The 26,695-nt window shown below is 37.3% G+C and carries 23 protein-coding genes; 7 read left to right on the top strand and 16 right to left on the bottom strand.

Annotated elements, in window-relative coordinates; genetic code table 11:
• Nucleotides 1-41 precede the first annotated feature (41 nt).
• Nucleotides 42-587 (top strand): cysteine hydrolase family protein, encoded by a 546-nt coding sequence (locus tag A6755_RS13105; protein ID WP_063590899.1) that lies wholly within the window; start codon nt 42-44, stop codon nt 585-587.
• Nucleotides 588-1,731: 1,144 nt separating this feature from the next.
• Here A6755_RS13105 and A6755_RS13100 read toward each other — a convergent pair.
• Nucleotides 1,732-2,370 (bottom strand): LysE family translocator, encoded by a 639-nt coding sequence (locus tag A6755_RS13100; protein ID WP_063590898.1) that lies wholly within the window; start codon nt 2,368-2,370, stop codon nt 1,732-1,734.
• Nucleotides 2,371-2,610: 240 nt separating this feature from the next.
• On the bottom strand, nt 2,611-3,234 hold the full coding sequence (locus A6755_RS13095; RefSeq protein WP_063590897.1) for an FMN-binding negative transcriptional regulator: 624 nt from the start codon (nt 3,232-3,234) through the stop codon (nt 2,611-2,613).
• 126 nt (nt 3,235-3,360) lie between these two features.
• Here A6755_RS13095 and pdxR (A6755_RS13090) point away from each other — a divergent pair, with 126 nt between their 5' ends.
• A complete protein-coding gene (gene pdxR / locus A6755_RS13090; RefSeq protein ID WP_063590896.1) occupies nt 3,361-4,746 on the top strand; it encodes a MocR-like pyridoxine biosynthesis transcription factor PdxR in 1,386 nt (461 codons plus the stop codon).
• Between the two features lie 214 nt (nt 4,747-4,960).
• Here the strand turns inward: pdxR (A6755_RS13090) and A6755_RS13085 are convergent, their stop codons facing one another.
• A complete protein-coding gene (locus A6755_RS13085; RefSeq protein WP_063590895.1) occupies nt 4,961-5,572 on the bottom strand; it encodes an FMN-binding negative transcriptional regulator in 612 nt (203 codons plus the stop codon).
• A 434-nt stretch (nt 5,573-6,006) separates the two neighbouring features.
• On the opposite strand from A6755_RS13085, the gene A6755_RS13080 reads away from it, so the two are divergent.
• Nucleotides 6,007-6,930, top strand: a complete 924-nt coding sequence (locus A6755_RS13080; RefSeq protein ID WP_034307379.1) for a LysR family transcriptional regulator — start codon at nt 6,007-6,009, stop codon at nt 6,928-6,930.
• Between the two features lie 104 nt (nt 6,931-7,034).
• Nucleotides 7,035-7,673, top strand: coding sequence for an HD domain-containing protein (locus A6755_RS13075; protein WP_063590894.1), 639 nt, complete (start codon nt 7,035-7,037; stop codon nt 7,671-7,673).
• An 809-nt stretch (nt 7,674-8,482) separates the two neighbouring features.
• Here A6755_RS13075 and A6755_RS13070 read toward each other — a convergent pair.
• The 8 genes from A6755_RS13070 to A6755_RS13030 form a co-directional block, all read right to left on the bottom strand.
• A complete protein-coding gene (locus tag A6755_RS13070) occupies nt 8,483-9,283 on the bottom strand; it encodes an SDR family oxidoreductase (protein WP_063590893.1) in 801 nt (266 codons plus the stop codon).
• A 139-nt stretch (nt 9,284-9,422) separates the two neighbouring features.
• The gene (locus A6755_RS13065) at nt 9,423-9,788 is read right to left on the bottom strand and encodes a PTS glucitol/sorbitol transporter subunit IIA (RefSeq protein ID WP_063590892.1); all 366 of its coding nucleotides are present in this window, start codon (nt 9,786-9,788) and stop codon (nt 9,423-9,425) included.
• A 56-nt stretch (nt 9,789-9,844) separates the two neighbouring features.
• Nucleotides 9,845-10,870 carry a PTS glucitol/sorbitol transporter subunit IIB gene (srlE, locus tag A6755_RS13060; protein ID WP_063590891.1) on the bottom strand — a complete coding sequence of 342 codons (1,026 nt, stop codon included), beginning with the start codon at nt 10,868-10,870 and terminating at the stop codon, nt 9,845-9,847.
• A gap of 13 nt (nt 10,871-10,883) precedes the next feature.
• Complete coding sequence (srlA, locus tag A6755_RS13055) at nt 10,884-11,429, bottom strand: PTS glucitol/sorbitol transporter subunit IIC (protein ID WP_053535301.1); 546 nt, start codon at nt 11,427-11,429, stop codon at nt 10,884-10,886.
• Nucleotides 11,430-11,439: 10 nt separating this feature from the next.
• Nucleotides 11,440-11,871 (bottom strand): transcriptional regulator GutM, encoded by a 432-nt coding sequence (locus A6755_RS13050; protein WP_063590890.1) that lies wholly within the window; start codon nt 11,869-11,871, stop codon nt 11,440-11,442.
• Between the two features lie 76 nt (nt 11,872-11,947).
• A complete protein-coding gene (locus A6755_RS13045) occupies nt 11,948-12,922 on the bottom strand; it encodes a sugar-binding transcriptional regulator (RefSeq protein WP_063590889.1) in 975 nt (324 codons plus the stop codon).
• A 565-nt stretch (nt 12,923-13,487) separates the two neighbouring features.
• Nucleotides 13,488-14,426, bottom strand: a complete 939-nt coding sequence (locus A6755_RS13035; RefSeq protein WP_063590887.1) for a DMT family transporter — start codon at nt 14,424-14,426, stop codon at nt 13,488-13,490.
• Between the two features lie 29 nt (nt 14,427-14,455).
• Nucleotides 14,456-15,481, bottom strand: a complete 1,026-nt coding sequence (locus A6755_RS13030; protein ID WP_063590886.1) for a branched-chain amino acid aminotransferase — start codon at nt 15,479-15,481, stop codon at nt 14,456-14,458.
• Between the two features lie 277 nt (nt 15,482-15,758).
• Between A6755_RS13030 and pdxR (A6755_RS13025) the strand changes: the two genes are divergently transcribed.
• The gene (gene pdxR, locus A6755_RS13025; protein ID WP_063592539.1) at nt 15,759-17,243 is read left to right on the top strand and encodes a MocR-like pyridoxine biosynthesis transcription factor PdxR; all 1,485 of its coding nucleotides are present in this window, start codon (nt 15,759-15,761) and stop codon (nt 17,241-17,243) included.
• 471 nt (nt 17,244-17,714) lie between these two features.
• Here the strand turns inward: pdxR (A6755_RS13025) and A6755_RS13020 are convergent, their stop codons facing one another.
• Together A6755_RS13020 and A6755_RS13015 are read right to left on the bottom strand one after the other, a co-directional pair.
• Nucleotides 17,715-17,963, bottom strand: coding sequence for a hypothetical protein (locus A6755_RS13020; protein ID WP_134402131.1), 249 nt, complete (start codon nt 17,961-17,963; stop codon nt 17,715-17,717).
• Nucleotides 17,964-18,184: 221 nt separating this feature from the next.
• On the bottom strand, nt 18,185-19,078 hold the full coding sequence (locus A6755_RS13015) for a DMT family transporter (RefSeq protein WP_063590884.1): 894 nt from the start codon (nt 19,076-19,078) through the stop codon (nt 18,185-18,187).
• A gap of 505 nt (nt 19,079-19,583) precedes the next feature.
• On the opposite strand from A6755_RS13015, the gene A6755_RS13010 reads away from it, so the two are divergent.
• Nucleotides 19,584-20,453 carry a LysR family transcriptional regulator gene (locus tag A6755_RS13010; protein WP_063590883.1) on the top strand — a complete coding sequence of 290 codons (870 nt, stop codon included), beginning with the start codon at nt 19,584-19,586 and terminating at the stop codon, nt 20,451-20,453.
• Nucleotides 20,454-21,036: 583 nt separating this feature from the next.
• Here the strand turns inward: A6755_RS13010 and A6755_RS13005 are convergent.
• The 3 genes from A6755_RS13005 to A6755_RS12995 form a co-directional block, all read right to left on the bottom strand.
• Nucleotides 21,037-22,653, bottom strand: a complete 1,617-nt coding sequence (locus tag A6755_RS13005) for an FMN-binding glutamate synthase family protein (protein ID WP_063590882.1) — start codon at nt 22,651-22,653, stop codon at nt 21,037-21,039.
• A 47-nt stretch (nt 22,654-22,700) separates the two neighbouring features.
• Nucleotides 22,701-23,330 (bottom strand): NAD(P)H-binding protein, encoded by a 630-nt coding sequence (locus A6755_RS13000; RefSeq protein WP_063590881.1) that lies wholly within the window; start codon nt 23,328-23,330, stop codon nt 22,701-22,703.
• Between the two features lie 643 nt (nt 23,331-23,973).
• A complete protein-coding gene (locus tag A6755_RS12995) occupies nt 23,974-24,156 on the bottom strand; it encodes a YolD-like family protein (RefSeq protein ID WP_034307388.1) in 183 nt (60 codons plus the stop codon).
• A 651-nt stretch (nt 24,157-24,807) separates the two neighbouring features.
• Here A6755_RS12995 and A6755_RS27930 point away from each other — a divergent pair.
• Complete coding sequence (locus A6755_RS27930; protein WP_063590880.1) at nt 24,808-26,196, top strand: M28 family peptidase; 1,389 nt, start codon at nt 24,808-24,810, stop codon at nt 26,194-26,196.
• Nucleotides 26,197-26,695 lie beyond the last annotated feature (499 nt).

Genomic DNA, 26,695 nt, shown 5'->3' with positions numbered 1-26,695 from the left:
ATCATTATATTGTACTAAAATTTTTTAAAGAGGTGGAAAAAATGAGCACAGCTTTAATCATTGTCGATATTCAAAATGACTATTTTCCAAATGGAAAGATGGAATTAAGCAACCCTGAAAAAGCAGCCGCTAATGCTGCTAAAGTTCTTGAATGGTTTAGGCAGAATAACAAAGATAATATTTTTCATGTCCAGCATATCGCTAGTGATCCTGGGTTAGGCTTTTTTCTTCCGAATACGGATGGAGTTAAACTGAATGAAGCTGTTCTACCATTAGAACACGAAAGCATTATCATAAAACATTTCCCTAACAGCTTTTTACAGACTGAATTAGAAAGCAAATTAAAAGAAAAAGGAGTAACAAAGCTAGTGATTGTAGGTATGATGACACATATGTGCATTGATGCCACAGTCAGAGCTGCAGTGGATTTAGGCTTTGAAACTACTCTTATTGAAGATGCATGTGCGACAAGGGACTTATCTTATCAAGATAAGGTCGTTCCAGCTGACCAGGTCCATTATGCCTTTGTCAGAGCACTTAACGGTATGTATGCCAATGTAATTTCGACCGAGGATTTCCTGGAATAAAAAAATAATACAACCTTGTAGAACTAATAATTTATTATAAGTGGGAGCTTGTTTTTATACAAGCTCCCTTTTTTACTGATGTTAGACTGTAATCCAAGCTTTATCTTGCAGTTTCCTGCAAATGTGCAACTACCCGTTGCATAAAAAAACTCATACACCTAAAAAAAGACCGTCACAGTGCCCATCAATCCAGGTCATGTGACAGTACCTCAATTCTAAAAATACCTGTATCAAATAAACAATAAGAATTAAACGTTCTTTTTGACCCTTTTTGATAAAACCCTTCTCTTTTTTTGAACGACTTTCCTTTTACTTTCATAATTCCCGTTAAAAACAAAAGATGATGAATTACTTGAAAACCGAGTATGACAACATATTTGTTAAGTATAAAAAGGCTGCAATTATCAAAGAAAAAATAAGAGTATAATAGTGCCCTTATCTCAGACTGTAGGCAAATTCGATGAAAAATGAGTATGCCTATGGTTTTTTATGGGTGTACTATTTAGACGTTGATTTACGCTCCAGGCACTCGCTTTCCGCGGGCAGTCCGGGAAGCCTCCTCGGAGCCTTTGCTCCTGCGGGTCTCCCCTGGACGCGTTTTTCCCGCAGGAGTCTCGCACCTTTCTCTCCAATCAACTTTGGTTTAGCTTTTAGATGGTAGTCTACAAACTGTGGCTCCCATGTCTATATGATTGAATCTACAGTTTTTGCCTTGCCTGTACCATTTGGATGTTGATTTCCGCTCCAGGCACTTGCTTTCAACGGACGGTCGCGGGGAAGCCTCCTCTGCACCTTTGCGCCTGGGGGGTCTCCCCTTGACACGTTTTTCCCGCAGGAGTCTCGCACTTCCGCTCCAAATCTTTAGATAGAAACCTTTTGCCAAGAGTCTTCATTGTCTTTAACCGAATTATTAAAAAAACTTGTGTGATGAGAATGCCTTCTAAACATGATTTTATTCAGGGAGGTCAACTGGTGCCTGCGATCTAGGTGGTTCGTAAAATTGAGGCTGCCATTGACTTTAAAGCATGCAATTGCATGAGGGAATAACAACCAAAAATCTTCATCAATGATAAACCTAGGCATAAAATATCTTTCCATTTCGTTTTACTTATATCTTAGTAGAATCGACTTTTATCAAGTACTCTTATGTTTTGGAGGGGCTAGCAAAGACGGAGAATACCCCTAGAACAATATATAAATAACCAGTTATCCGATTCTGCAACCTAGAATTCACTTCAGTACCCAGAATCCGCTTTCTAATACTTGCTGCAAGTACTGCATACAGACCATCACTAATAAAAGCTAGGATAATAAATATAATTCCTAAAAGTAAAAACTGTATTGTGACTGATACGGCCGAAGGTGATATGAATTGCGGAAAGAAGGCTAAAAAAAAGAGTGCTGTCTTAGGATTCATTACTTCCACGAGCGCAGATTCGTAAAATATCTTTACTAACTTTTTGCTAGGGGCTGTTGGAATTTCTGAAGTCGTTCGATCAGATGTAGAAAATAAAGTCCTGCACCCCAGATAGATAAGATAAGCAGCACCCAAGTATTTAACGATATTAAAGGCTGTTGCTGATGTCATAAGGATCGCTGAAACTCCAATCGCTCCAGCTAAAACGTGAACAGAACCGCCAAGTGATACACCAAGAACTGATACTATGCCCGCTTTCTTCCCTTGGTCTATACTTCTTGCCATAATATACAACACAGCCGGTCCAGGTATTATTAACAATGTAGCAGCAGCAATTACAAATAGCCAAATATTAGAAAACTCCATAAAAGCAACTCCTTATTGTATTTTGGCACAAGATTTATTGGGCTCCTCCTTGATGGTGAAAGCAAGATTACACTTGTTCGTTTTCATCAAGGAGGCGATTTGTTGCTCATTTAGAAAAGGAATATGTTCCAACTGTTTTATAATGAGCTTTTGTCTGTAAGGAATGGTTTTGACTTACCTAAATGATAAACACCATTTTTGCTTTTAGGGGTGCCATAGCAAACCCTAGTAATATGCCAATCATTCAATTGACCCTTTCCTTTGATCTCGCATCCATTGTGCAACCTGAATTTCCCCATGTTCATTTGATTTTTCAAGCTCTGTAATAATCGCTTTGTAATCGGTGTCATTGCGATTTTGACTCATTTTGGCTGCAGCTTGAATAGATGTGATTTCAATTTCAAAGCCCACTATTCCTTTCATTTCACTCTTAAGCAACTCTGGATCAAACGTTTCCCAGGTCCGGCCATTTTCTCGGTGACCCTCATAATGATTAAGCATAGTATCCAAGGAGGAAATCAGCTCGTCTTCAGTGATTAAACGCGCTGATCCATACGCATGTACAGCTAGATAATCCCATGTTGGAACCTCTTCGCACTGATACCAACTTGATGAAATGTAAGCGTGCTGCCCTTGAAAAATCAGTAACACATCACTATTATTGTCTAAAGTCTTTTTCTGCATGTTTCCGTATGCAATATGCCCAGTTGCATAGATTTTCCCTTCATCTTCGCGAATTTCCAAAGGAATATGAGTAGCCAAGGGACGATGTTCATTAATAGTAATCAATAAGGCAAACGGGTTAGACTTCATAATTTGAACTGCTTCTTCATTTTTCATACGATATTGCTTAGGAATGTACACAATAATCTTCCTTTCAACTTGTATTTGAATTTTTAAAATAAATATCCGATAAAAAAATATTATTATACAAGTTGACATGAAAAAAGGTACAATATTAAACAAATATACATGTCAGAGGGAATGCAAATGAATAATACCATTTTTACGTTCAATGATAGCGCCCCAAAATACAAACAAATCTATGAGAAGTTCAAATCATATATAGAACAAGGAGACATTTCGGCGAATGAGCAATTACCCTCCATTCGGCAACTTGCAGATTCCTTACATGTAAGCCGCAATACAACTTTACTGGCATATGAACAACTTGTTGCTGAAGGGTATATTCGTGGAGAGGGCAGAAAAGGTTATTTTGCAAACGAGTTAGAACCCCGTATATTTCAGGAACCCTTAATCTCTTATGATAAAAAGCAGACTGGGTCCAAGAGACCTCCGGAAGTTAATTTCAGGGCAGATGCCGTTGATCAAACACATTTCCCACTGAAAATTTGGAGGAGAATGGCTAATCAAGTATTAACATTACAGGATAGCTTTCGATACGGGGAACCATTTGGGGAAGAATGCCTGCGCGAACAAATCTCTTCATATTTATTCCAATCACGCGGAGTGAAAACAAATGCAAATGCAATTATTATCGGAAGCAGTACCCAACAAATGCTTGTATACCTGGGACATATACTGAAGGATGAATTCCAGAGTATTATAGTTGAAGACCCTGGTTACGACGGTGCCAGGGAAGCTTTTCAATTCCATCGTTTTATGTTTGAAACTTTGCCGGTTTATGAAACAGGTGCTGAACTTTCAAAATTAGAACAAATGAAATCACGATTAATCTATGTAACCCCTTCCCATCAAAGTCCAATTGGAGTAAGCATGTCTATTCAACAACGGCAAATGATTATTCATTGGGTTAACAAGATGCGTGGATATATTATCGAAGACGATTATGATAGTGAATTTCGCTATACACAAAAACCATTCCCTGCTCTTGCCTCCATTGATTCGGCAAGTGTCATTTATTTAGGGAATTTCTCGAAGTCCTTTCTTCCAGGAATTCGTTTAAGTTATATGGTCTTGCCACAGCCACTTTTAAATCGTTATAAAAATCAGTTTCTTCATTTTGAAGCTACTACCTCCCTGCTTAGCCAGCTTACAATGGCTAAATTTATGGAAGAGGGAGAATGGAGTAGACATATTAAACGCATGCGCCTTGTTTATAAAAGAAAAATGCAGCACTTAGTATCCGCTTTAAAAGAGCAATTCGGTCAAAATATATCCATTATTGGTGAACAATCTGGTTTGTACGTATTAGTCAAAGTACATCTGAAGCAAACAGAAGAATGGTTAATTCAACAAGCTTCCTCACATGGAGTTACTGTGTATCCTACGTCCCTCTACTTCATTAAAAATAACACCGACGGACCAATGGTTAAACTAGGTTTCAGTAATCTTTCTTCCAATGAAATCGATGTGGGTGTGAAACTCTTAAAGAAGGCATGGTTCAAAGAATAACTCCACCATTCTTTGAAAGAATGAATTGTAGCTGTTTTATTTGAATGTTTGGTGCAGCACCGATAAATAATCTTCATAGGTCCCTTAATTATTAATTGCGATGAAATTAAGTGGCAGCAGTAGATCAAAAACTAAGCCTAATTTCCATCTGAAATTAGGCTTAATTTTTTAACAAATCTACCACATCTGTTGAACAAGACAAGTCGAATAACTTTTATTTTTGTAGATTCTTCTTCATAAGAGACGCTACTTGTATATTATCTTGTTGAGAAGTGTTTTCTAGATTCTTAATAATTAATTCTTGCCGTTCCACAGGGTGATTTTGACTTAATTTAGCTTTCGCTTCAATTTTTGTGATTTTTATTTTAAATGCTACAATCCCTTTACTCATTCCTTCGATAAATCTGGAATCCACATCAAGTAAATTGTATGGGCTATCTGGACTTTCATATTTTTTTACCATATCATTCAGGGAATCGAATATCACTTTTTGATCTTCGACAATCTCCATCTTTCCATATATATGTATGGAGACATAATTCCAAGTAGGAACTGCCATCGTTGTTTCATACCAAGAAGGAGATATATAAGAGTGAGGACCTTGGAAAACCGCAAGAACTTTTTGGTATTCTATATCCTTCCATTGTTCGTTTGGACGGGCAAAATGACCATATAATGAACTTTCACCTTTATTTAATGTGAGTGGAAGATGGGTGGCGTATGGTTCCCCATTGTGTTGAGAAAATAAAGTGGCAAAGCTGTACTTTTCAATAAAATCATAAATTATTTCTTCATCCTTGAGTTGAAAATGTTTAGGTATATACATGATTTAGCTCCTCCTTGATAAAGTCTTTTCAATTTTCGACTATCTCAAATTTTAAGTATTATAGGAAATATTCTATTATCTAAACTGACATCTAAAAAGGTACAATTATTATTAATTTTACATGTCAATAGTGATTACAATTTTCATATAATGTTGACCTTTTATTTTGAGTATATAAACTTACATTTAGTGAATTAATTACGACTTCAATTTTAATCAGTAATTAGACATGATTTCTGTTTAACCAGGCCCGTTATCCAAATCATAGTAAGGTATTTATGAACCAAAATAACAGATAGCCTAATGGTATTTTATAATTTTATCCAGCAATCAGGCCAAATTATGGAATAATCCCTTCAAATAAAGTAATAACTAGATTATTTTATTGGAAGCATACAGATTTAATTATTTTCATTAGAAAGGATTGAAATAGTATCGAAATAAGACATTTAGAATATTTCTTAATGGTCAGTAAAGAATTGCATTTTACAAAAGCAGCTGAAAAATTAGGAATTTCGCAACCAACTTTAAGCCATCAAATTAAAATGCTTGAACAAGATGTGGGCTATGCACTATTCAACCGTATTGGTAAGAAGATTGAACTTACTAAGGTGGGGGAAATCGTACAACAAGAAGCATTGAATATTCAAAATTCCTTACAAAGTATATCTTCTCAAATTAGAGCACTTACAAAAGTAGAAATCGGGGAATTGAAAATTGCCGTGTTACCAGGAGAAATAACTGATTTGGTATCCACCTTGTGCATTAAATTCAACCAATTATATCCAAACATAAAAGTGTTTGTTCAAAGTACTGATCAAGTGGAAAAGGCTGTTTTAGAGAATCAAGCAGATTTTGGTATTGGTTTTGAATTCAATCGTGATGATATGTTAATGGTGACGAAGTTGTATGATGAAGAATTTTACCTGATTAGTAATCAAAGTGCTGGAGAGCAGAAGGCTTCATTTTCCGATGTTTTAGACAGTCCGCTTATTTTATTTCCAAATATCCATCAATGCAGAAAAATACTTGATAAAACGAGTCTTGAGGTTGGCAGGCAGTTAGAACCCATCGTCGAAACGTCTAGCATTGAATCTATCTTGAAGCTCGTTCGAAATGGGGTTGGCCGCAGTTTTGTTTCGCGTACATTATATGAATTTTATGATACAGAGGATTTATTTTTCCAACGTATTGAAAAACCAACTTTGACTAGATCTGTCTATCTCGTGATGAAAAAGAATCGTTTTATCAATTATGCGGCACGTAAGTATATTAAGTTATTATTATGTGAAATCGAAAGGCTGCGTTTTCATACAGAAAAAGATGAGATAGCCTCTTTAAAAAGTTCTATATTATAGTTTTTATCTATTATTATCATAGAAATGAATGGATAGATAAATGATAAATTCCTCTTTACAATGAAAACAAGTTCATAATCAAATTGTAAAGGGGATTTTCAGTTATGTTTCAAGAAGTAGCAGGTATTAAAATTCCAGATTCTCAATTGGCTAAAGAAGCAGCAGATCTTTTACGCGAGCATGGGGACGACTTGTTGTGGAATCATTCAAATCGTGTATTTTTATTTGGTGCAGTCAACGGAAAGAAAACGAAGCAGAATCATGATTTAGAGTTGCTATATGTTAGTTCATTATTCCATGATTTAGGTTTAACAAAAAAGTTCAGCAGTCCAGATTTACGATTTGAAGTAGACGGTGCAAATGCTGCGAGGAGCTTTTTACAGCAGTATCAAATTCCAGATGAGTCGATTTGTCTTGTATGGGATGCTATTGCATTACATACGACACCTGGCGTTGCAGAACATAAAGAAGCTGAAGTGGCACTACTCTTTTCGGGTGTTGGTTTAGATGTGATGGGAGATGGCTTTGAACAATTCCCTGTCTACTTGCGTGAAGAAATTATAAAAGCCTACCCACGTAACAATTTCAAAAAGGATATTATTCCAGCGTTTTATGAGGGCTTTAAGCATAAGCCAGAAACTACTTTTGGCAATATGAAGGAAGATATTATTGAATATTTTAGACCGGAATATAAAAATAAAAATTTCTGTGAATGTATTTTGCATTCACCTTGGACAGAATAGGATGCAAAAATGACAGAAAGTTTGTACAAAAGGTTATATCGGCCAAGGAAGCTACTAAAAAATAAAGGCTATTTTCGCATACCTTGTTTGCTATATACCAGGTAGTGAGTTGTGGTTGATTTCCACCAGATGCTCGCTTTCCGCGGGGCGGGCGGTGAGCCTCCTCGGCGTAATCGCCTGGGGGTCTCACCTGTCCCGCTGCTCCCGCAGGAGTCTCGCACTTCCGCTCCAATCAACCTTAAATAGTTTCGTTTTAAAAACAACAATCTTTACGAAAAGAGCCAAAATAAAAAATAAACAACCAATTAGGTTTCGCCCTTGGTTGTTTATTTTTATTCATGACCCCTGTGTTTGAAACAGTAACATTCAACTATTTAAACTTTATTCTATTCTGAAATAAAAATCGATTAAATACTTTCCAGCCCACTTTCTGTCCTGCCGATCGGATGACTTCCTGCCAGTCACCTATTGGAAGCTTGCGGGAAACATCCATATACTTATATTCTTAAAGTCGTAAAGCAACTTCCCCCTACGGTTAAGATTAATCTTGAAATGCCTGATTCGGCTCTCTCCTTTTGCCCCATCCAAATCAACGGGTATAGTTCACGGGGTCATGTTACACGCACACTTACACTTTACCTTGGCTACTAATTTAATAGGTTCTATTAAAAAAAGGGCAACCAGTAAAATAAACTGGCCAACCTTTTTATTCGAACGCACCTTGTTATTAAAGACTTACTAAAACCAACATTCATCCTCGTTTTCATCCATAATTTGGAGGAAAACGAGGATGATTGATGCCATTATATTTATCCTCGGGATTTTCCACCTGAAATATTAACGGTTGTACCTGTAATATAACTAGAACGGTCTGAAGCTAGATAAGTGACTAATTCACCAATTTCATCCAATTTTCCAGGTCGTCCAAGTGGTATTGTTTTGCTGTAGTCAGATCCAAGGCCTTCTACTGTTACTCCACGCGTGTAAGCTAATGCTTCATTATAAGCATCTGTTGTTAAACCTGTTTGCTCATTAATTCCTGGCGCAACACCCACAACGCGGATGTTGAACTTCCCCAGTTCTTTTGCCCAAGAACGGGTAAAGCCATTGACGGCACCTTTTGTTGCTGAATAAACACTTTGTCCAGAAGATCCTTCCAAACCTGCTTCTGAAGAAATATTAATGATTACACCTTTATTATTTTTCACCATTACTCTCGCAACTGCCTGTGCACAAAGGTAAGGTCCTTTTTGATTGACGGCAACCATGAAATCAAAATCCTTTTCACTTAACTCATACTCTGGCTTTTCGCCACGGAAATCGACAAGTAAACGCGGTAAGTTTACACCAGCATTATTAACTAAAATATCTATAGTTCCAAATAATTCAGTGGCTTTGGTGACCATATGTTCAACGCTATCTTTATTGGTTACGTCGCATTGGATATGATACGTTCCATCAGTTTGTTCGCCAGTTTTTACATTTAGATCGGATACTATTACCTTTGTACCGTTCTTTATTAAATGTGCTGTAATTTTTGAGCCAATTCCAGAGGCACCACCCGTAACAATTGCCACTTTATTTTCTAATTGAGGCCATGATTCATTCATTCTTTTTCCTCCCTTTATATATATCGAGAATAATAGGTAAAATTTAATTTAGCTGTTTTAACTCTTACGAATGCAATTTTCCGGTGAGGGAACTTCCCTCTTCTTGCATTCAATTATTCTATATAAATCTTTGGTGAGCTTATTTTTTCAAGATTTGAAGAGTTGTCCCTGCTTGCGGCATTTGAATATCTCTTTCTTCAAGATGTATAGTGCCAGGTAATTCTGCCGTTTCAGAACCATTGAATTTTAACGTGATATGTCCAAGTGATCCTAAATTCTTTTTTACCACGTCACCTACAGAGGTAATGGTATATTGCTGATTGCCTAAGACGAGAATGTCACCCTTTTCGATTTCTCCATTAATTTCATTAACATCAATTAATAGGCAATAATCCGCTAATTCACTTGGAGCATCAGCTCCGAATAGAATGAACATTTTTTCTCCAAGAAAATCAGGGACAGATGGACCAAGTTGGTTAATTTTAGTTTGATAAACTGTCTGCACAAGAAACTCCTCCAATTCTTTGCTTTACATCATTCATTCAGAATTTATTCTAGTAATTATTCATACATACCGAAGCTTGCGAGCCAAGCAATAAAAACGGTTGGTGCTCCGGTTAAAAAACGTCCGTACAATACGGAAGGAACTCCAACTTCAATGGTTTCCACTTCTGCCTCTGCTAAACCTAGCCCAACTGGAACAAAATCAGCTCCAGCCTGTGAGTTAATCGCGAAAAGAGCTGGCAATGCAAGGTGCGGAGGGATATTTCCTTTTCCAATTTCCACTCCAATTAATGTCCCAATGACCTGTGAAATAACAGCTCCCGGTCCCAAGAATGGTGATAATAATGGGAATGAGCAAATTAAAGAGATTAAGAGCAAGCCCGGCAAAGATCCTGCAAATGGTGATAAGTAGTGTGCGAACACATCCCCAATTCCAGATGCTTTAATCACCCCGATTAACATGGCCACGAAAGCCATAAACGGTAAAATGGTTTTAATGATAGTATCTATCGTGTCACGGCCAGCCTGATAAAAGACATTGACGATGGAACCCATCGCCATCCCAATGCGTGCTATGACGCCTTTAGGCTTTCTTTGTTCACTAATTTTTTCATCTGCGTTATACTTAGGTTTAGAAATTGTTTTTTCAATTTGTCCGTTAGCATTGTTCACATTGGATGTTGGAGGTGTTGCAGCACCTTCATACAATTCAATGTTTTGAGGCTTTACTCCAGAAACGTAAATGTCCTCGGTAATGTGCATTGCTAACGGGCCACTTTGTCCAGTAGGCATGATATTGATCGTCATGATTCTTTTTTTGGGGTATAAGCCACATCGGAGCGTTCCGCCACAATCAATGATGACACACGCCATTTCATTCTCTGGTACACTCGTTTTAAATCCGTCGACTAATTCACAGCCTGTTAAATCTGCAATGGTGTCTGCAATATCGGGTCTTGTTCCGCCCGTTACATAAACCACTTTATTTTTTTCTTCTGTCGGTGAAATCACTAATGGCCCGCCAAAGCCGCCTTGCCCTGCATTGACGATAATTGACTTGTACTTCGTAACCGTTTGCGTCATTCCTTTCCCCTCCTTAGAGACCCACTGTTTCCTTCAATTTAATGCCTTGCTGCTTAGATACATAATAAGTTGTTAAATCTGTTACCCAGCCTCTTAAAAAGTTTGTGAAAATCCCCACCAAGAAGTAACGAAGGGCTAGTTCTGTTGTTTCAAATCCCAGTGTTGTAATTCCTGCAGCAATTCCCAAGAATACGAACAGCTCTCCTGGATTAACGTGTGGAAAAAGTCCGTTATGAGTGTGGCAGGAATAAGAAGCAGCAGCATAATAGCTTGGTTTGAATTTTTCCGGCAAAAATTTCCCAAGTGATAATGTCATTGGATTTGCCAAAGCGAACGTTCCAATTACCGGAAGAACAAAATATCTTGTAAGTGGGTTCTTACTCGATTTCTTCGCGATCCGTTCCACTCTTTCTTCTCCAACCAACCGTATAAGGGCATTCATTGCAACTAAAAGCATGATAAGAAGTGGAACAATACCTGTTACTAAATCGACAAAAGTTTCGGCACCTGCTCTAAATAAATTCATAAAGCCATCTGCTGCATTTGTAAGCCAATCCATTCAATTCACCTCAATAATTTCTATTTTTTGATAACAGTAAATCAATCCAGCCTTTCTTAACCTTCAATTCACCTCCTTTAGAGATTATATGATAGCTGTTCAGTGCATCCTCAATGGCTAATTTTGTTAACTTATTTACTTTATTAAAATCCTCTTCACAGAGGTGTAAAAGATTTTTCCCTTCAAATCCTTTTAAGTTCCTTACTCTTGAAAGCACGGTCACTCCCTGCATTTTGGCGGCTTTCAAAATGTTGTTTTTTCGGTCAATTGCAAACATTACGACAGTGCCTGATTGAAAAAGTCCCGTTTTTTTCCCAATCGCGACCCTTCCAAGCTTTCTCAAATCTGCATACTTTTTATTGAAATGCTTGATTTGCAAAAATCCCAAAATGCTTTGAAGGAGCCAAGAAAAACCAATTAATACGATGACATACCATAGCATTTTGATTTCCTCTTTTCATATGAACTGATTCTTACATTTTGTTTCTGCTTACAATCAGATATTTAATCCATACTTCTTAAGTTAAGGAAGTTCCTTTTTCCTCTATAATTTCAATGATTGCATTTGCCGTTTCCTCAGTGGTGATCAGAGTGTTAATGTATCCTCCTCTTAATCCCCCAATAATGGAAGGAGCTTTTTCAACAGACTCTGCAATACCAATTGAGTATGGAATCTCTTTCAGCTTTTCCAGCTCAATGGCTATTGTTCGATCAGCTAAGTCAGATTGAATCAGGTTTCCATCTATATCATAAAAGCGTGAGCAGACTTCACCTATTGCACCTTGTTGATTTAAATCTTCAATTTCCCGATTGCCGCAAAAGCCAGCCCAGACTAAATTAGATGATTGGTTTGGGTTCCCAATCCCTACTACTGCAATAGTTAAGTTGTCCCAAAGCTCCGTTATTTTAGTGAAGTAGTGAGATTGAACAATGTCATCCTTTGTCTCTTTTTTTTCCACTACTGCCGCTGCATCAATAAAATAAGAAGTTCCTCCAAAATCTTCTGCAATATTATAAACAATTCTATTGACGTGATGCTTCGTATCCATAGGTCCAGGCCCGCCTACTAAAGGGACAAAGTGAGCGTCTTTTTTTCCGGCGTTGGTAAATTCACCGATCAGACTGGCCATTGTGCTTCCCCAAGCACAGCCTACGACATCGCCGTCTTTAATAATCCGTTTTAGTAATTCAGCCGCGGCCATCGCTACCACTTTCTTTTTATCCAGTTCGGTACTGTCTCTTTTTTCAGGAACGATAATTACCTCTTTTAAGCCAAACAACTTTTCCAATTGACGTTCCAATTCAAAAGCTCCATCAATATCGCTGCTGACAATAATTTTAACTACACCATCTTCCCTTGCTTTTTTTAAAAGTCTGCTGACGGATGTTCGGTATATACCTAATTCTTTTGAAATGGCACCTTGTGTCATATCTTCTTCATAGTACATTTGCGCAATTTTAACTAAGAGTCTCTTTTCTTCCCTTTTATCCATTTAGTTCCACACCCTTTTCGATATGCACATTTGTGCAGACATAATCATTTGTGCTTCTTTATTGAGTTTAGTATACGCTTTCAAAAATAGCTACGTCAACAAAAAACTGCCACAAGTGCAAATTTTAAAAAAATTATGTCATTTGTGCTAGTTTTGGACTCCAATAAAAAAAATGAAGCAGCTTCATTTGATGAGCCTGCTTCATTTCTATTAATCTATATTTATGAAATTTGGTGAAGTTGTTTGGGTGTTTCTAGTTTCCTGGAGTATTGGATATGAGTTATGGAAGAGTGAACCCAAAATAATTTGGTGGTTAGTATTGGTGATTGGGAAAGCTACACAATATCTTCTTTTCACCTCAAAACCCAAAGAAAAACACTTAATTATGGTAATAGAGGCAATTACAAGAGGTACTTCAGATATAGAATAACTTTTATCCTCTAAAATATTCATGCTAAAATAACTTATATTTTAACCAAAATATTTATATAACAATAAAAAACGCCTGTGAAATCTTTTGCGACTTCATAAGCGATTTTATTACTTAACAACGGAATCTGTTAGTTTATCCCACACTCTTATTAGTATGATTAATCCGTTTATGCTTTTTATCCCTTAGTTTTTCAATATAACCTGTGCCAAATAGAACACCAGCTATAATAAACACAAATCCAATCAATTGTGAAGCTGTAATGGTTTCATTTAAGAAAAGTGCGGAGAATACAAGACCAAAAAAAGGAACAAAGTTATTAAATATGGCTGTTTGTCCTGCTCCTATCTGCTGAATAGCTGCGTTAAAAACTATATACCCTACCCCTGTTGCCACTATCCCTGATACGATAAATAAGAAGTAAATAAATAAAGAGGCTGAAGTCATTTCACTGACTCCTCCAGGTTCAGTTATAAAACTAATGATCAACAAACCAATTGAGCCTACTAGGTACATTATTGTTGTTACCTGTTTTGAATCAAGTGTTGCTGTTGCCTTTTTTACGAAAATAAAACTAATGGCTTGGACAAACATAGCAATAAATAAAATCAATTCTCCTTGAGATAATTGCATATTACTAAATGAACCGCCCTGAATAAAAAAGACGCCAGTTAATGCAAGAATAAAACCAATCATTCGCAATTTTGTTAATTGTTCACCTAAAAAGAGGAAGGCAAGTATTGCTGTTGTAAGTGGTACCAATGCAAGAATTAAAGAAGCATTCGAAGCATTAATCATTGTTAGGCCTACTGCTATAAGTAAGTGATGTAGAATTACACCAAATAACATTCCGAGTAGTGTATAAATCCATTCCCTTTTCGATAAACGACGAAATGATTTTCCAAGAACGATTATGATTAATGCCGTAATCCCAGCCATCATAATTCGAAATGCCGTCATTGTTTGTAGAGGTAAACCTTCCACCAATACTTTAATAATAACAATATTAAGCCCCCAAATAGCCGTGACAAAAAATACTAAACCGTAGGTTAGTAATAATCGTTTTTGATTCACAAGTTCTCCTCCTTTCACTGTGGATTAGATTATTCAATTACCTTAATCCAGCCTTCAGGGGCTTTGTTGCGACCTAACAGAATCCCGGTAAATGTATCGTATAACTTTTTAGTTATTGGTCCCATTTCTGTCATACCACTGGGGAAGCATATTTCATTTACATGATCATTTATTTTACCTACAGGTGAAATTACGGCCGCTGTTCCACACAAACCACATTCTGCAAAATCTTTTACTTCCTCAAAGTATACTTCTCTTTCCTCTACTTCAAGTCCAAGGTAATCCTTCGCAATGACCATCAGTGAACGACGAGTAATGGAAGGAAGAATGGTTTCTGATTTCGGTGTAATAAGTTTATTATCCTTTGTAACAAATATAAAATTGGCTCCGTTTGTTTCTTCTACTTTCGTCCTAGTTGCAGAATCCAAATACATATTTTCATCAAATCCATTTTCCTTTGCTGTTACGAGAGCGTGAAGACTCATGGCATAGTTAAGTCCTAACTTAGCATTTCCGGTTCCATATGGAGCAGCACGATCAAAATCACTAACACAAAGGGTAAGGGGCTTTGGTCCATTCTTAAAATAAGGACCAACCGGTGTAGTGAATATTCTGAACTGAAATTCTTCAGCAGGTTTAACTCCGATAACTGGGTCGGTTCCAAACAGATAAGGACGAATGTATAATGAACCACCAGAGCCATATGGCGGTACGTATGCAGCATTTGCTTTTACTGTCTGAATAACGGCATCTACAAACCGATCTTTTGGAAATGGAGCCATATGTATCCTCTCCGCAGAATTTTCTAAACGCTGCGCATTTAGTTCTGGTCGAAAAATAACAATATTTCCGTCTTTTGTTGTATATGCTTTCATCCCTTCAAAGCAAGTCTGAGCATACTGAAGCACACCCGCACATTCGTTTAAAATGATGGTTTGATCCTCTGTTAGCACTCCCTCTTCCCATTTTCCATCCTTAAAATTAGCAACATATCGTTTATTTGTCTTTCTATAAGAAAATCCCATGTTTTCCCAACCTGAATGTATCTTTTCCATTTTTTACGCCAATCCCCTCTAAGTGTAATGCTATGTTCAACTATAAGTGCTATATTACTTTAACGTATATATAACACTCAACACATTTCTATAACACTTAACCGTTGTATTTTCATCCATGGAAATTTCCGGATTAAGATTCACTTATCACATTTTTTCATCTTATATAAGAATAGCATGATTAAAATTCATTCAAGTGTTAAAATTTTATTATCAGCTACTATATGAAATGAAACTATAACACTAAACAGATGTATAACACTTAGGGGGATTTATGGTGCAAATTGATATTCAAAGAAATATAGGAGTATCATTATCTAAACAAATATATCAATCCATTGTTGACCGTATCCGTTCAGGACTTTTGGAAGAAGGATTGAAGTTGCCTTCTGTACGCAACCTTTCCAAACAACTGGAAGTAAGTTTGGTTACAGCTGTCAAGGCGTACAAGCAATTAGAACAAGATGGTTTTGTTAATTCTATCCAAGGAAAAGGTACTTTTGTAAAAACAAAAATAAAAGAGAAAAAGCGAGAAAAAGAAGCAATTCCTTCATATGATTGGCAATTATCGCTTCAAGATTATTTACCCAGATCCCAGTTTGCTCGTTATCATATGGCCCCTCAAAAAGTTCATCTTTCATCATCAATGATAGATCCTAAACTTCTTCCAAATAGATATTTCGTGCATGAGGTTCAACAGGTTCTTTCAGAAAACCCAGAGTTATTGTCTATATATGGAAATGTTCAAGGTGATAGTCAACTACGGAGTGAAATGTCTACGTATTTAAAAAGATCAGGGGTTCTCTCTACACCAGAAAACATCTTAGTTACAAGTGGTCTACAACAAAGTATAGATCTTATTGCTCGTACATTTGTTGGACCTGGGGATGTAGTGATAATGGAAGCACCTACCTACCCAGGGGCAATTGATATTTTTCGTGGAAGAGGTGCTACCATACTAACGGTGCCTGTTGATAAAGATGGTATGCGAATAGATATCCTCCAAAATGTGTGTGAAAAAAACAAACCAAAAGTTATTTTTACGATTCCTACATTTCATAATCCAACAGGTGTTGTTATGTCTCTAAAACGACGTAAGCAGTTACTTGATATAGCCAGGAGCATCCATTGTATTATTGTAGAGGACGATCCATGCAGCGAGATTTATTTTGAAAAAAAACCACCTGTCACCCTTAAAAGTATGGATCAGTTCGGGAATGTGATTTATTTGAGAGGATTAAGCAAAACTATTGCACCTAGTTGTAGAATAGGAATATTAACAGCTTCTGGCTCCATTTTCAACCGTTTATTAGCAGCAAAGGCAAATGCTGATTTAGGAAGTCCTTTACTCACACAAAAGGCAATTCTTCCCTTAATTAACTCTAAAAGAATGATAGACCACACAAAGAAGTTGCGGACGGCTCTAAAAATTCGAAGAGATTTAGTTCTTGATTTACTTACAAGTCTTTCTCCTGAGGGTGTATCTTGGACGATACCAGAGGGAGGATTAAATTTATGGATCAGTTTACCATCATGGATAGATAGTCACTTTCTTTTATCAGAAGCAAAAAAACAACAGATTTCATTTTTACCGGGAACAGCATGTTTCACGTCCGGGCAAGAAAATAATCATTTGCGGATTAGTTACTCTTATATAAATGAGGAATTATTAACCCATGGAATTACAACACTATGTAATATACTTCATGCTATGATTTCATCCAAAAAGATAAGTGAAACACCCCATACACCATATTTTTAGGATGAAGCATTCATTGAGGGTCCATTTTAATTGTTACATGGCCATTTCTTATAACAATGTCAAGAATCGGGCACTTTAAAAGGAAAGAAAAGGCCGGGACACAATGAGTTATCAATGTTCCATCCCTTTTTTGATGTCTTTTTGTCAGATTCTAATTAGAAGATTTGAAATGATTTTTTCTTTAGTAGATTGAATCCATTGGAAGCCATAGCTCGCACTAGATAGTTGAAGATTCTTTAAAACACCCAAGTTAAATCATTTAAGAATGTTAGAATATCTCTGTTCACGTCGTTAATGTCCGTGCCTAATGTCATTAAATGTTTAGAGTTCGGATACCCCTTCATTGATTGGAAAATTACCCCTGCACTCTCTTTATACAATGGTTCAGCTAATTCGCCATATAATATACGAATTGGTGACGTTAAAAGTGCTAATTTATCATTGTTATATCAATTAGCTGTTGGACCTCAACTAATGAATAGATAGATATATTTTGAAGATGTTACCTAAATTTATTTGTTCTTCATTTTCCCCTTCAAGTTGTTTGTATCCTTTTGCATAGTGAAAGACACGCTTTTGTAAAAAAGTATCTTCCCTATATATTGGCACTGACATTGTCACATCACCATTTATCTTCAACTCTTGACCAACTTTTAATGCAAACACACCTCCAAGAGAAAGACCAATCACAGCTTTTTTTTTAAAACCTTCATCCTTCAACAACTGGTAACCGTTTAATACATCTTGCCACCAATCTGACGGTTTATATATGAGAAGTTCTTCTGCATTTACATAATGGCTATTATTAAGCTTAGAATCGCTAAAACAAAAAAAGTAGGATAAATTTATCCTACCCTTCTACACTAATCATTCTTCTTCTAAGAGAATAGTATGCTTAAGATAAAACAGAGGGAAACGAATGCTTCACACTGTACTTAACGTTATTCAGCTGGTGTTTTCATTAATTGTTTTGAAAAGTTAACTGATCTTATTTCACTAACAAATGTAGAGCCTAATAGTAATATACCACCCAGCATTTGAACTATTGTCATTTGTTCTTGCAAGATAATTGCAGAAATCAATATAGCTACAAATGGATCTACATAACTTAGCATAGCTATACTCTGCGCTTTTAATTTTTCCATACCAGAGAAAAATAACCAAAAACCAATCCCTGTATTGATGATCCCTAAAATTAAAATAAAAGGAATGGAAGAACTTGATACTTCAAAAATACCGAAGCCTTCAGTAAGGAAAACATATGGCATTAGAAGTAATGTGGTTGTTCCAAGCTGAATGATGGTCAGCTCTAACTTTCCCATATCTTTAATAAATTTATTTAAAAGCAATAACGCAGCATAAAATGCAGCTGCGATTAATCCAAAGGAAATTCCAATAATATCATCTGATCTCGATGCACTCACGCCTTCTCCTACAATCATTAACATACCAATGACCGCTACAACGATGCACACAATTTTTTTAATGGATAATTGTTCCCTAAGTACAAAGGGAGAAAGAATCATCACAAACACAGGTGCAAAGTAATAACCTAGCGTTGCGTTGGCAAGTGTTGTATGATCGTAGGATTGATAAAGAAAGATCCAATTCCCTCCCAATGCAATACCTGAAAGAATCAAAAATAAAGCATTAGATTTAACTAAATTCCATGATATTTTCTTCTTACTAATGAAGAATATTAACAGTAAAAATAAGCATCCTATGAAACTGCTTACTAAAGCTCTTTCGCTCGAAGATAGATCAATGTATCGAACAACTAAACCAATTGTACCGAAAATAATCATTGATAATATAAATTGAATTTTAGATTTCATCGTTTACTCCTTCGAATCTGCGAAACAACTTATATTTCGCAGATTCTTAACCTGTTTTTAATAAAAGCGATCACAGGACTTCAATAATATGCAGGGTGACAATACCTACACCGATTTGTGAGCATGTATGAAGCAAAAATATCCTGCTTACACCCATCGCTACGCCGAAAATCACTAAATACAAAAGCGTGATTTGTTTTTCCAAAACTCTGCTTAGACAGTGCAAATATTCAAATGAGAAAAATGCTCCATATCAGAGTCCGTAAAAAAATATTTTGTTGCTGTTCAATTAAAATGTAACCTGCAACAATTCCGTTGGAGCCAAACAGGAGCATTGCGGCTATATATTTGAAATATTCACTTTTCACTCATAAAAAACATCCTTACCTTTTCCTTTCCTAACTTGAATTTCTAATAGCAATAACATATCATATTCACATGCATTACAAAAACGAATGTTTCTCATGATGTTCATGATTAAATCGGATGGATAGGAGAAAGAGATATGAATATCCAAAAATATATGGCATTTGTAAAAGCAGCAGAATTTGGTAGCTTTACAAAAGCTGCCGAAGCATTGGATTATACACAGTCTGGGATCAGCCGTATGATAAACGATTTAGAAACGGAATGGGGGGTTTTCCTTTTCGAAAGAGGACGTGCCGGTATTAGTTTAACCTCGGATGGCTTAAAGTTACTGCCCCAATTAAAGCGAATCTGTAATGAGCATGAAATCTTAATGACGCAGATCGAAGACTTACACGATATGCAGTCTGGAATGATTCGTATTGGGACATTTTCCAGCGTAGCCACCCATTGGCTCCCTAACATTATTAGAATTTTCAAGAAAGATTATCCAAAGATAGATTTTGAACTTCTGCTTGGTGATTATACAGAAATTGAAAGCTGGATTCTAAATGGACGTGTTGACTTCGGATTTGTGCGGCTGCCGTCAAAAACAGAGCTTGAAACTACCTTTTTGGAGCAAGACCGTTTGCTGGTAGTGATTCCTCAAAATCATCCCCTTGCTAATTGCGAAAAGTTTCCAATCAACGACTTACTGAACAGTCCGTTTATGCTATTGGAAAAGGGCGCAAAAGCAGAAATCTCTGAAATTTTTGAGAAGCACCATATTTCACCGCAAGTTAATTTTACAACATGGGATGACTACGCAATTATGTCTATGGTGGAAAACGGGCTAGGAATCAGTATATTACCAGAATTGATTTTACAGCGTATTCCTCACAAAATTATAGCAAAAGAGCTTGAAGTTCCTGCTTTTAGAACAATAGGTATTGCAATGAGAGAGCAAAAATCACTTTCCCTTGCGTCCAAGAGATTTTTAGAATATTTATCATATAGGAACAGGGAGTGAAAAGTGTGATGGAGAAATCATTTAATCACATTATTAAAACACCCGAATTCTTTTTCCAATCACCCACATGACAGTCTATATGAAATTCTTAAATCGCGCCTATACTCTGGTCCGGACTTTTTATGATACTAAAGAAAACATTCGGACAGGCAGCAATGCGTGTTCCCATTCCATCTGGAGTTGGTATGGTACTATGACCTCTGCTGACTTCAGACTGTTCCAGCTACTCATCGCTAAGTAAGTCGCCAACTGAGGTAATCTTCCTCTCCATCTATCCGCTTAATTTACTCTGCAACACTTTAGGCAGTACGGACTTTATCTTGTCAAGCAGGCTCATCCAATGTTAACTAACCTTGTATTAAGTTCCTGCTCCTCGGACTGGAGGATTGCCGCTCGCTTCCTTCAGATTCTGGGTCACTCCAGACACCCTTCCGTTAAGCTAATCATTACTACTGCCTTCATGATTCGAGAGATATAGATTGCACCAATGCCGGACGCACTTAAATAGCCTTTGCTGCATTGAGCAAAGGCTTACCTTTTTGACGAGTTTCTTCTATATAATAAAATTAAAAATCCCGCCAAGCTATTTCTCCACTTTTTCCTTATTTCTTAACTTCTCCACTTTTTCGGGAGTGAGAGTGATGTCCCGGACAGGAGAAACTCTTCCCCATTCATCCTTGTGAACGATGTGTTTTCGTTCAAATTTGGTCGGAGTATCTATACCTGCGGCAGCTGCAAGGTTAAATAGCCCCTCGCGGAGGGAAATTACATAATTGGCGACTCGGTATTGTTTTTCCTCAATAACCAGACCTTCCTGCAATTTTGAATCAGTTGTGGCTACTCCGGCAGGGCAATGGTTTGTATGGCAGATTTCAGCCATGATGCAGCCAACGCTAATCATAAAACCGCGGGCTATATTGACTAAATCTGCCCCCATCGCTAAAGCGACCGCCACTTTATCTGGAGAAGTCAATTTGCCTGATGCAATCAGCTTGACCCTGTTACGTACACCATATTTTTTTAACATCTCATCTACAAGTGGCAAGGCTGACATAATTGGGAGTCCGACTGCATCTGCAAGCTCCTGATAGGTTGCCCCAGTTCCGCCTTCTCCGCCATCCACCGTGATAAAATCCGGCCCTTTACCTGTATCTCTCATGGTTTTCGTCATTTCCTCAAGTGCATCAAGATCCCCCACAACAATTTTGATACCGATCGGCTTTCCGCCTACATCCCTCATTCTTTCCACAAATTCGAACAATTCATTAAAATTCCTGAATTCATAGAACCGGTTAGGGCTATTGATCGTTTGGCCAGGTTCTACCAGGCGGATTTGGGCAATTTCTTCTGTTACCTTTTGTCCTTCAATATGCCCACCTCTGATTTTGGCACCTTGTGCCAGCTTAATTTCAAATGCCTTTACTTGCTCGATTTCACTTTTCTTCTTGAATTCTTCCCAGAAGAACTCCCCACCTGGTGTCCTTACTCCAAACAGTCCCGGACCGATTTGCATCATGATGTCGGGATTTCCGGAGAGATGATATTTGGAAAGACCACCTTCACCAGTATTCATCCATGTTCCTCCTGCAAGCCCTAATCCTCTCGACAGTGCAGTGATGGCATTCTCACCGAGTGCCCCGTAGCTCATTGCAGATTGTCCTACGAGCCCCTTTAATTTAAAGGGATTCCGGCATGTTTCCCCTCCGATTATGACTGCATCCTCGTCTCGTAAAAAGTACGGTTCTATTTGTCTATCTTCCCGCTTCTCCTTTCTGGTCAATAGACCTTCCTCATCTACTTCATATACCTTTGTATTGATTTTTTGGCTATTATCTATTCTCAATTCTTCCCGGAGATTGGGAAACATACTATTTCGAATATAGTATCCAGCCTCATTGAAGTCACGTTCCGACCCAAATCCGATTAAACGCTCCTTATATTTTCCTGCTTTTACAACATCCTCGAATTCCTTTCTTGAGAAAGGGGTGCCTTCATTATTATTTTCAAATAAATACTGCCTAAGTTCAGGTCCTATTTGCTCTGTCATGTATCTAATTCTGCCGATTAGGGGGAAATTCCTCAGGATTGAATGTTGTTTTTGTGTATCATCCTTTCGGTAAAAGTACGCTGCGGCCGCAACTGTCCCTAAAACGGCAGATCCTTTTAAAACTGTAGGAAGGTAATTTTTCAACTTGGACATTTTATCACCCTTTGCTTCTTATTTTTTGTGCACGTTACTCGAGTAATCTATAATCTTTGGAGTGCTTCATCAATCAGAATTTCTCCAGAAGTAACATGGAACGTTTTATTAAATACTTCTTCAGTATCCAGCGCTTTGACCAATACAGAAGCAATATCCTCTTTTGGTATCTCGCCTTTGTCATGCACAATTGATGGTCCAGCTTCAACTTTACCTATTCCCGGCTTATCCACAGGCATACTTGTCCGTATAACGGTATATGTAAGCTTTTCCTGTCTTAATAGCTCTTCTGAGTGGTACTTGACATCGTTTGTACCAGAATCTAAGCTCTCCATTTCTTTTGCTCGCATGGTGTTCATCAGAACAAAGCGCTTCACCCCATGTTTCTTAGCGGCCTCAACTGAGTCTATTACTGTCTGATGGTCAACCAGTATTGGTTTGCCCTCCCCAGTCCGAGGACTGGCGCTACTCAGGTAGATTACTGCTTCACAGCCCGAAAAAGCACTGGAAAAATCCCTACTTTCCAAAGAAACTACATCTCCCGCTCCAAGTTTAACCATTTCCTCTACTTTATTTTCTGCTCCCACCAGTGCTACCGGGCTATGGTGCCTGTCTGCCAGCTGTTTTACAACGTGCTCTCCGGTCATGTCCTCTGTTCCTATTACCAGAACTCTCATTTTAATACCTCCCTGCTAGTTTGATACTATCTATTTACCACTTTAAAGTTTAATGAAACAATTAAGCGTCTTGGCCGTATCGTTAATTTTAACGATTCTTTGATAGTTAATTAATAGGAGAGTCCCATTTCTTCAATGGAAGCAATTAGACTTTTTTTTACTTATATTGAACGTACGTAATCTCAAAATTATTATTACTGATGCTGTACGAACTAGATTAGTGATTGGAATTAAATAATAAAGAAACCCAACTACTCCGCTCTTTTGAAGTAAATTGGGTTTGATTTAGGCAATTATAGAAAACTTGACATTAAAGACGATTATTTCCTGGGGAAACAAACCCTAAAATTATCTCTTATAAATATTTTTTTTATGTAATCACTCCATACATTCCATAGTTAATCGCCCCAGCCTTTCTTTCGAACACCAAGGAATTCCACACGAAGGATACTGCCATCTATACAGTATAAAAACTATATTTATCAATCCTGAAATGAGGTGCCCCATTCAAAACTGTAAAATTACTAACTTCAGGAATGTTAAACTGACCAGCTTTCCAGATATGAAAAAAGAACCTTTAGTAATATACTAAAGATTCGGGATTAATAAATATATTGTAATATGTTAATTGAAAGCAATTAAATTAATATATTTCCATAATACGAGATAAACGAATAGAGAAAATCTTTTGATTTTCATCCTTTAAGGAAAGGGTTTGTTCATTAAGGTTAAGTTTATGCAATTGACCCTTACATGTTTTTAATACTCCTTCTTTATAATAAATGATGGTCGTTATGCCCTTTTTTTTCAATGATTTCAAGATCATCTGATTATCTCCTTTCTGTCTATTCAATTATTTATTTAAAATTGTATGATAATTGGTGCAATACTATGAAATCAATTAGGATATGTATATTATATAACGAAAACGGTAAGCGTTTTCATTATTGTTGTGAACAATTTGTGAAAGTTTGAACATTAGAATATTTTAGGGAATGGTAAAATCAATAATAAAAAAAATATTAAGTGAATCGACTTTTAGAATAGAAATACATAACGTATAATATCCCCGTTTTGTCGGCAGACTCCCTTATCGACAAAACGGGCTGATTTCTTACATGATTTATCCGAAGTCATTCCAAGACCATTCATAGATTTTCTAGTCCAGAAAGAATTGGATTACCTATCTTTTTCAAATCGTGATTTGGACTAAACGGTATTGCTTTTCAAAAGTTAGGTTAAAATGAGGTTGATAGATTTGAATGTTTGATCATTTTTTTACACTACAATATATTGATGGCTTCAATACATGATGCGATTCTTCATGAAGAAGTATCACTTTTTCTTTGCGGCATAATCTTAAGGGAGAGCGGGTGTCAGAAACCGATTGATATTCGGAATTTAAAGACTAATGACTCATTTACAAACTATTCAGTTAAATACATAATTAGGAAGATTATGAATAAGGAGGGATTATATGTATAGAAAATCACTAACAGTACTATTAGCTGCGGGTATGGTTCTATCAACCGGTACAGTATTTGCACAAACTAGCGGAGCAATAAATGCCCAGTCTGACACAGCTTTTGATAACAAAGTTATCAAAAAAATTAGTGCGGACAATATGTATAATACGATTGCCTATCTATCAGAGCAACCGAGAGCTGCTGGTACAGAAGGGGAGCTCCGTGCAGTCAAATACATAGAAAGTCAGTTTAAGAGTCTTGGTTTCGAAACAAAGGTTCAGCCTTTTCCCATCTATGATACGGTGCAAAATGTAAAAGTGAAAATTGGTGACAGTGATTTAGGAGGAACACCGCGTGCCCTTAGCGGCAGTATCAGCGGAAAGGTAACGGCCGAACTTGTTAATGTTGGAAAAGCAAAGCCAGAGGAAGTTGGAGAAAATGTATCTGGGAAAATTGCACTAGTTGAACGTGGGGACATTGCCTTTGTTGAAAAGGTTCAGAATGTCCTAAATAAAGGAGCGGTTGGCGTTTTAATGTACAACAACTCACCATCAGGAAATAATTTCGGACAAGTATCAGCGGGGCAAAATATACCTGCTGTAGCCATTACCCAAGCCCAAGGGTTAGAGTTGGTCGAACAGCTTAAAACTAAACAAATCACGTCAACTCTGGAAGTGGGAAAAGCTGAAAGAATCGAAAAGACATCCTACAATGTCATCGCTTCCCTAAAACCAAAAGCCAATAAGGATAATGGTCAAATCGTGACTGTTGGAGCCCATCATGATTCTGTCCCGGGCGGCCCTGGTGCAAACGATGATGCTTCTGGTGTATCAGCTGTGCTGGAACTGGCAAGGATCATGGCCAAAACCCCAATTGACACTGAAATTCGCTTCCTCACGTTCGGATCTGAGGAAAGAGGGCTCGTTGGATCATCCTTCTATGCTGATTCCCTTCCCAAAGAGGATGTAGACCGCATGGTGGCTCACTTCCAAATGGATATGATAGGCGGACGTGATGCTGGCGAGGATAATCCTGCAGGTGGTTTGATTATGTATACCATTGATGGAATGAAAAACCTTGTGACGGACCTGGGTTCCTCAGCAGGGGCCAGAACGATGGATGTTGCGATTCCTTATGGACAGCTGGGCAGGAGTGACCACCAACCATTCCATGAGCTTGGCATTCCATCCGCCTTGTTTATCCATTCCCCTGTAGAGCCTTGGTATCACCAGCCTACTGATACACTGGATAAGATATCGAAAGAAAAATTGCAGCAAGCAGCTGAAATTGTCGGTGCTAGTGTGTATCAAATTGCCCGTCCGGAAACTCCGGCATTAACAAATGCACGTGTAGCTCCTGGTACGGTAGACTATGATTTTGATGACCGTCCGGTAGATTAAATACTTCATTGTGAGATTAATAATGGATCTTGGAGAAAATCAGGAGGGCATCTGTGTAGTTTACAGATGCTCTCTTCTTTTTATCGGCCAGCGCCTTGTGCTTTTTTCACCATTACTAAGCTCTAAGTCTAGTGAAAATCCTATATGAAATATGTAATAAAACATACATGCTTATCCAACTCCAATATCATTCCCACTGTAAATATTCCATATTATCAGTGTACCTCTCCAATACTACTTCACAGGAATAATTTCAACAATCAATAGATAGATAGAAATCCAAAAACAGCACAAACTTTAAAGTGCGGGCTGTTTTTGGAAATTTTAGGTTACAAATTAAATCATAACGCTTTCTAAGTCGCAAGTAACATAGCCATGTTCTAACTGTGAATGAACCAAAGATAAAAATGAGAAATACAAACATAATATAAGATGGGTACCCCGTGTCTTCAGGAGGTATAAAGCAAAAACCTATTTAGCTTACGGTTTCATTATGCAA

This window comes from Peribacillus frigoritolerans (genome assembly GCF_001636405.1).
GTDB classification, from domain to species: Bacteria; Bacillota; Bacilli; order Bacillales; family DSM-1321; genus Peribacillus; species Peribacillus frigoritolerans.
Note: the sequence above shows the minus strand (reverse complement) of the source record. Positions and strands in the feature narration are given on the sequence as shown.

Coding starts and splice junctions, on each gene's coding strand:
- A6755_RS13105 (WP_063590899.1), top strand. CDS start 42: ATGAGCACAGCTTTAATCATTGTCGATATTCAAAATGACTATTTTCCA.
- A6755_RS13100 (WP_063590898.1), bottom strand. CDS start 2,370: ATGGAGTTTTCTAATATTTGGCTATTTGTAATTGCTGCTGCTACATTG.
- pdxR (WP_063590896.1), top strand. CDS start 3,361: ATGAATAATACCATTTTTACGTTCAATGATAGCGCCCCAAAATACAAA.
- A6755_RS13085 (WP_063590895.1), bottom strand. CDS start 5,572: ATGTATATACCTAAACATTTTCAACTCAAGGATGAAGAAATAATTTAT.
- A6755_RS13075 (WP_063590894.1), top strand. CDS start 7,035: ATGTTTCAAGAAGTAGCAGGTATTAAAATTCCAGATTCTCAATTGGCT.
- A6755_RS13070 (WP_063590893.1), bottom strand. CDS start 9,283: ATGAATGAATCATGGCCTCAATTAGAAAATAAAGTGGCAATTGTTACG.
- srlE (WP_063590891.1), bottom strand. CDS start 10,870: ATGACGCAAACGGTTACGAAGTACAAGTCAATTATCGTCAATGCAGGG.
- srlA (WP_053535301.1), bottom strand. CDS start 11,429: ATGGATTGGCTTACAAATGCAGCAGATGGCTTTATGAATTTATTTAGA.
- A6755_RS13050 (WP_063590890.1), bottom strand. CDS start 11,871: ATGCTATGGTATGTCATCGTATTAATTGGTTTTTCTTGGCTCCTTCAA.
- A6755_RS13045 (WP_063590889.1), bottom strand. CDS start 12,922: ATGGATAAAAGGGAAGAAAAGAGACTCTTAGTTAAAATTGCGCAAATG.
- A6755_RS13030 (WP_063590886.1), bottom strand. CDS start 15,481: ATGGAAAAGATACATTCAGGTTGGGAAAACATGGGATTTTCTTATAGA.
- A6755_RS13015 (WP_063590884.1), bottom strand. CDS start 19,078: ATGAAATCTAAAATTCAATTTATATTATCAATGATTATTTTCGGTACA.
- A6755_RS13010 (WP_063590883.1), top strand. CDS start 19,584: ATGAATATCCAAAAATATATGGCATTTGTAAAAGCAGCAGAATTTGGT.
- A6755_RS13005 (WP_063590882.1), bottom strand. CDS start 22,653: ATGTCCAAGTTGAAAAATTACCTTCCTACAGTTTTAAAAGGATCTGCC.
- A6755_RS13000 (WP_063590881.1), bottom strand. CDS start 23,330: ATGAGAGTTCTGGTAATAGGAACAGAGGACATGACCGGAGAGCACGTT.
- A6755_RS12995 (WP_034307388.1), bottom strand. CDS start 24,156: ATGATCTTGAAATCATTGAAAAAAAAGGGCATAACGACCATCATTTAT.
- A6755_RS27930 (WP_063590880.1), top strand. CDS start 24,808: ATGTATAGAAAATCACTAACAGTACTATTAGCTGCGGGTATGGTTCTA.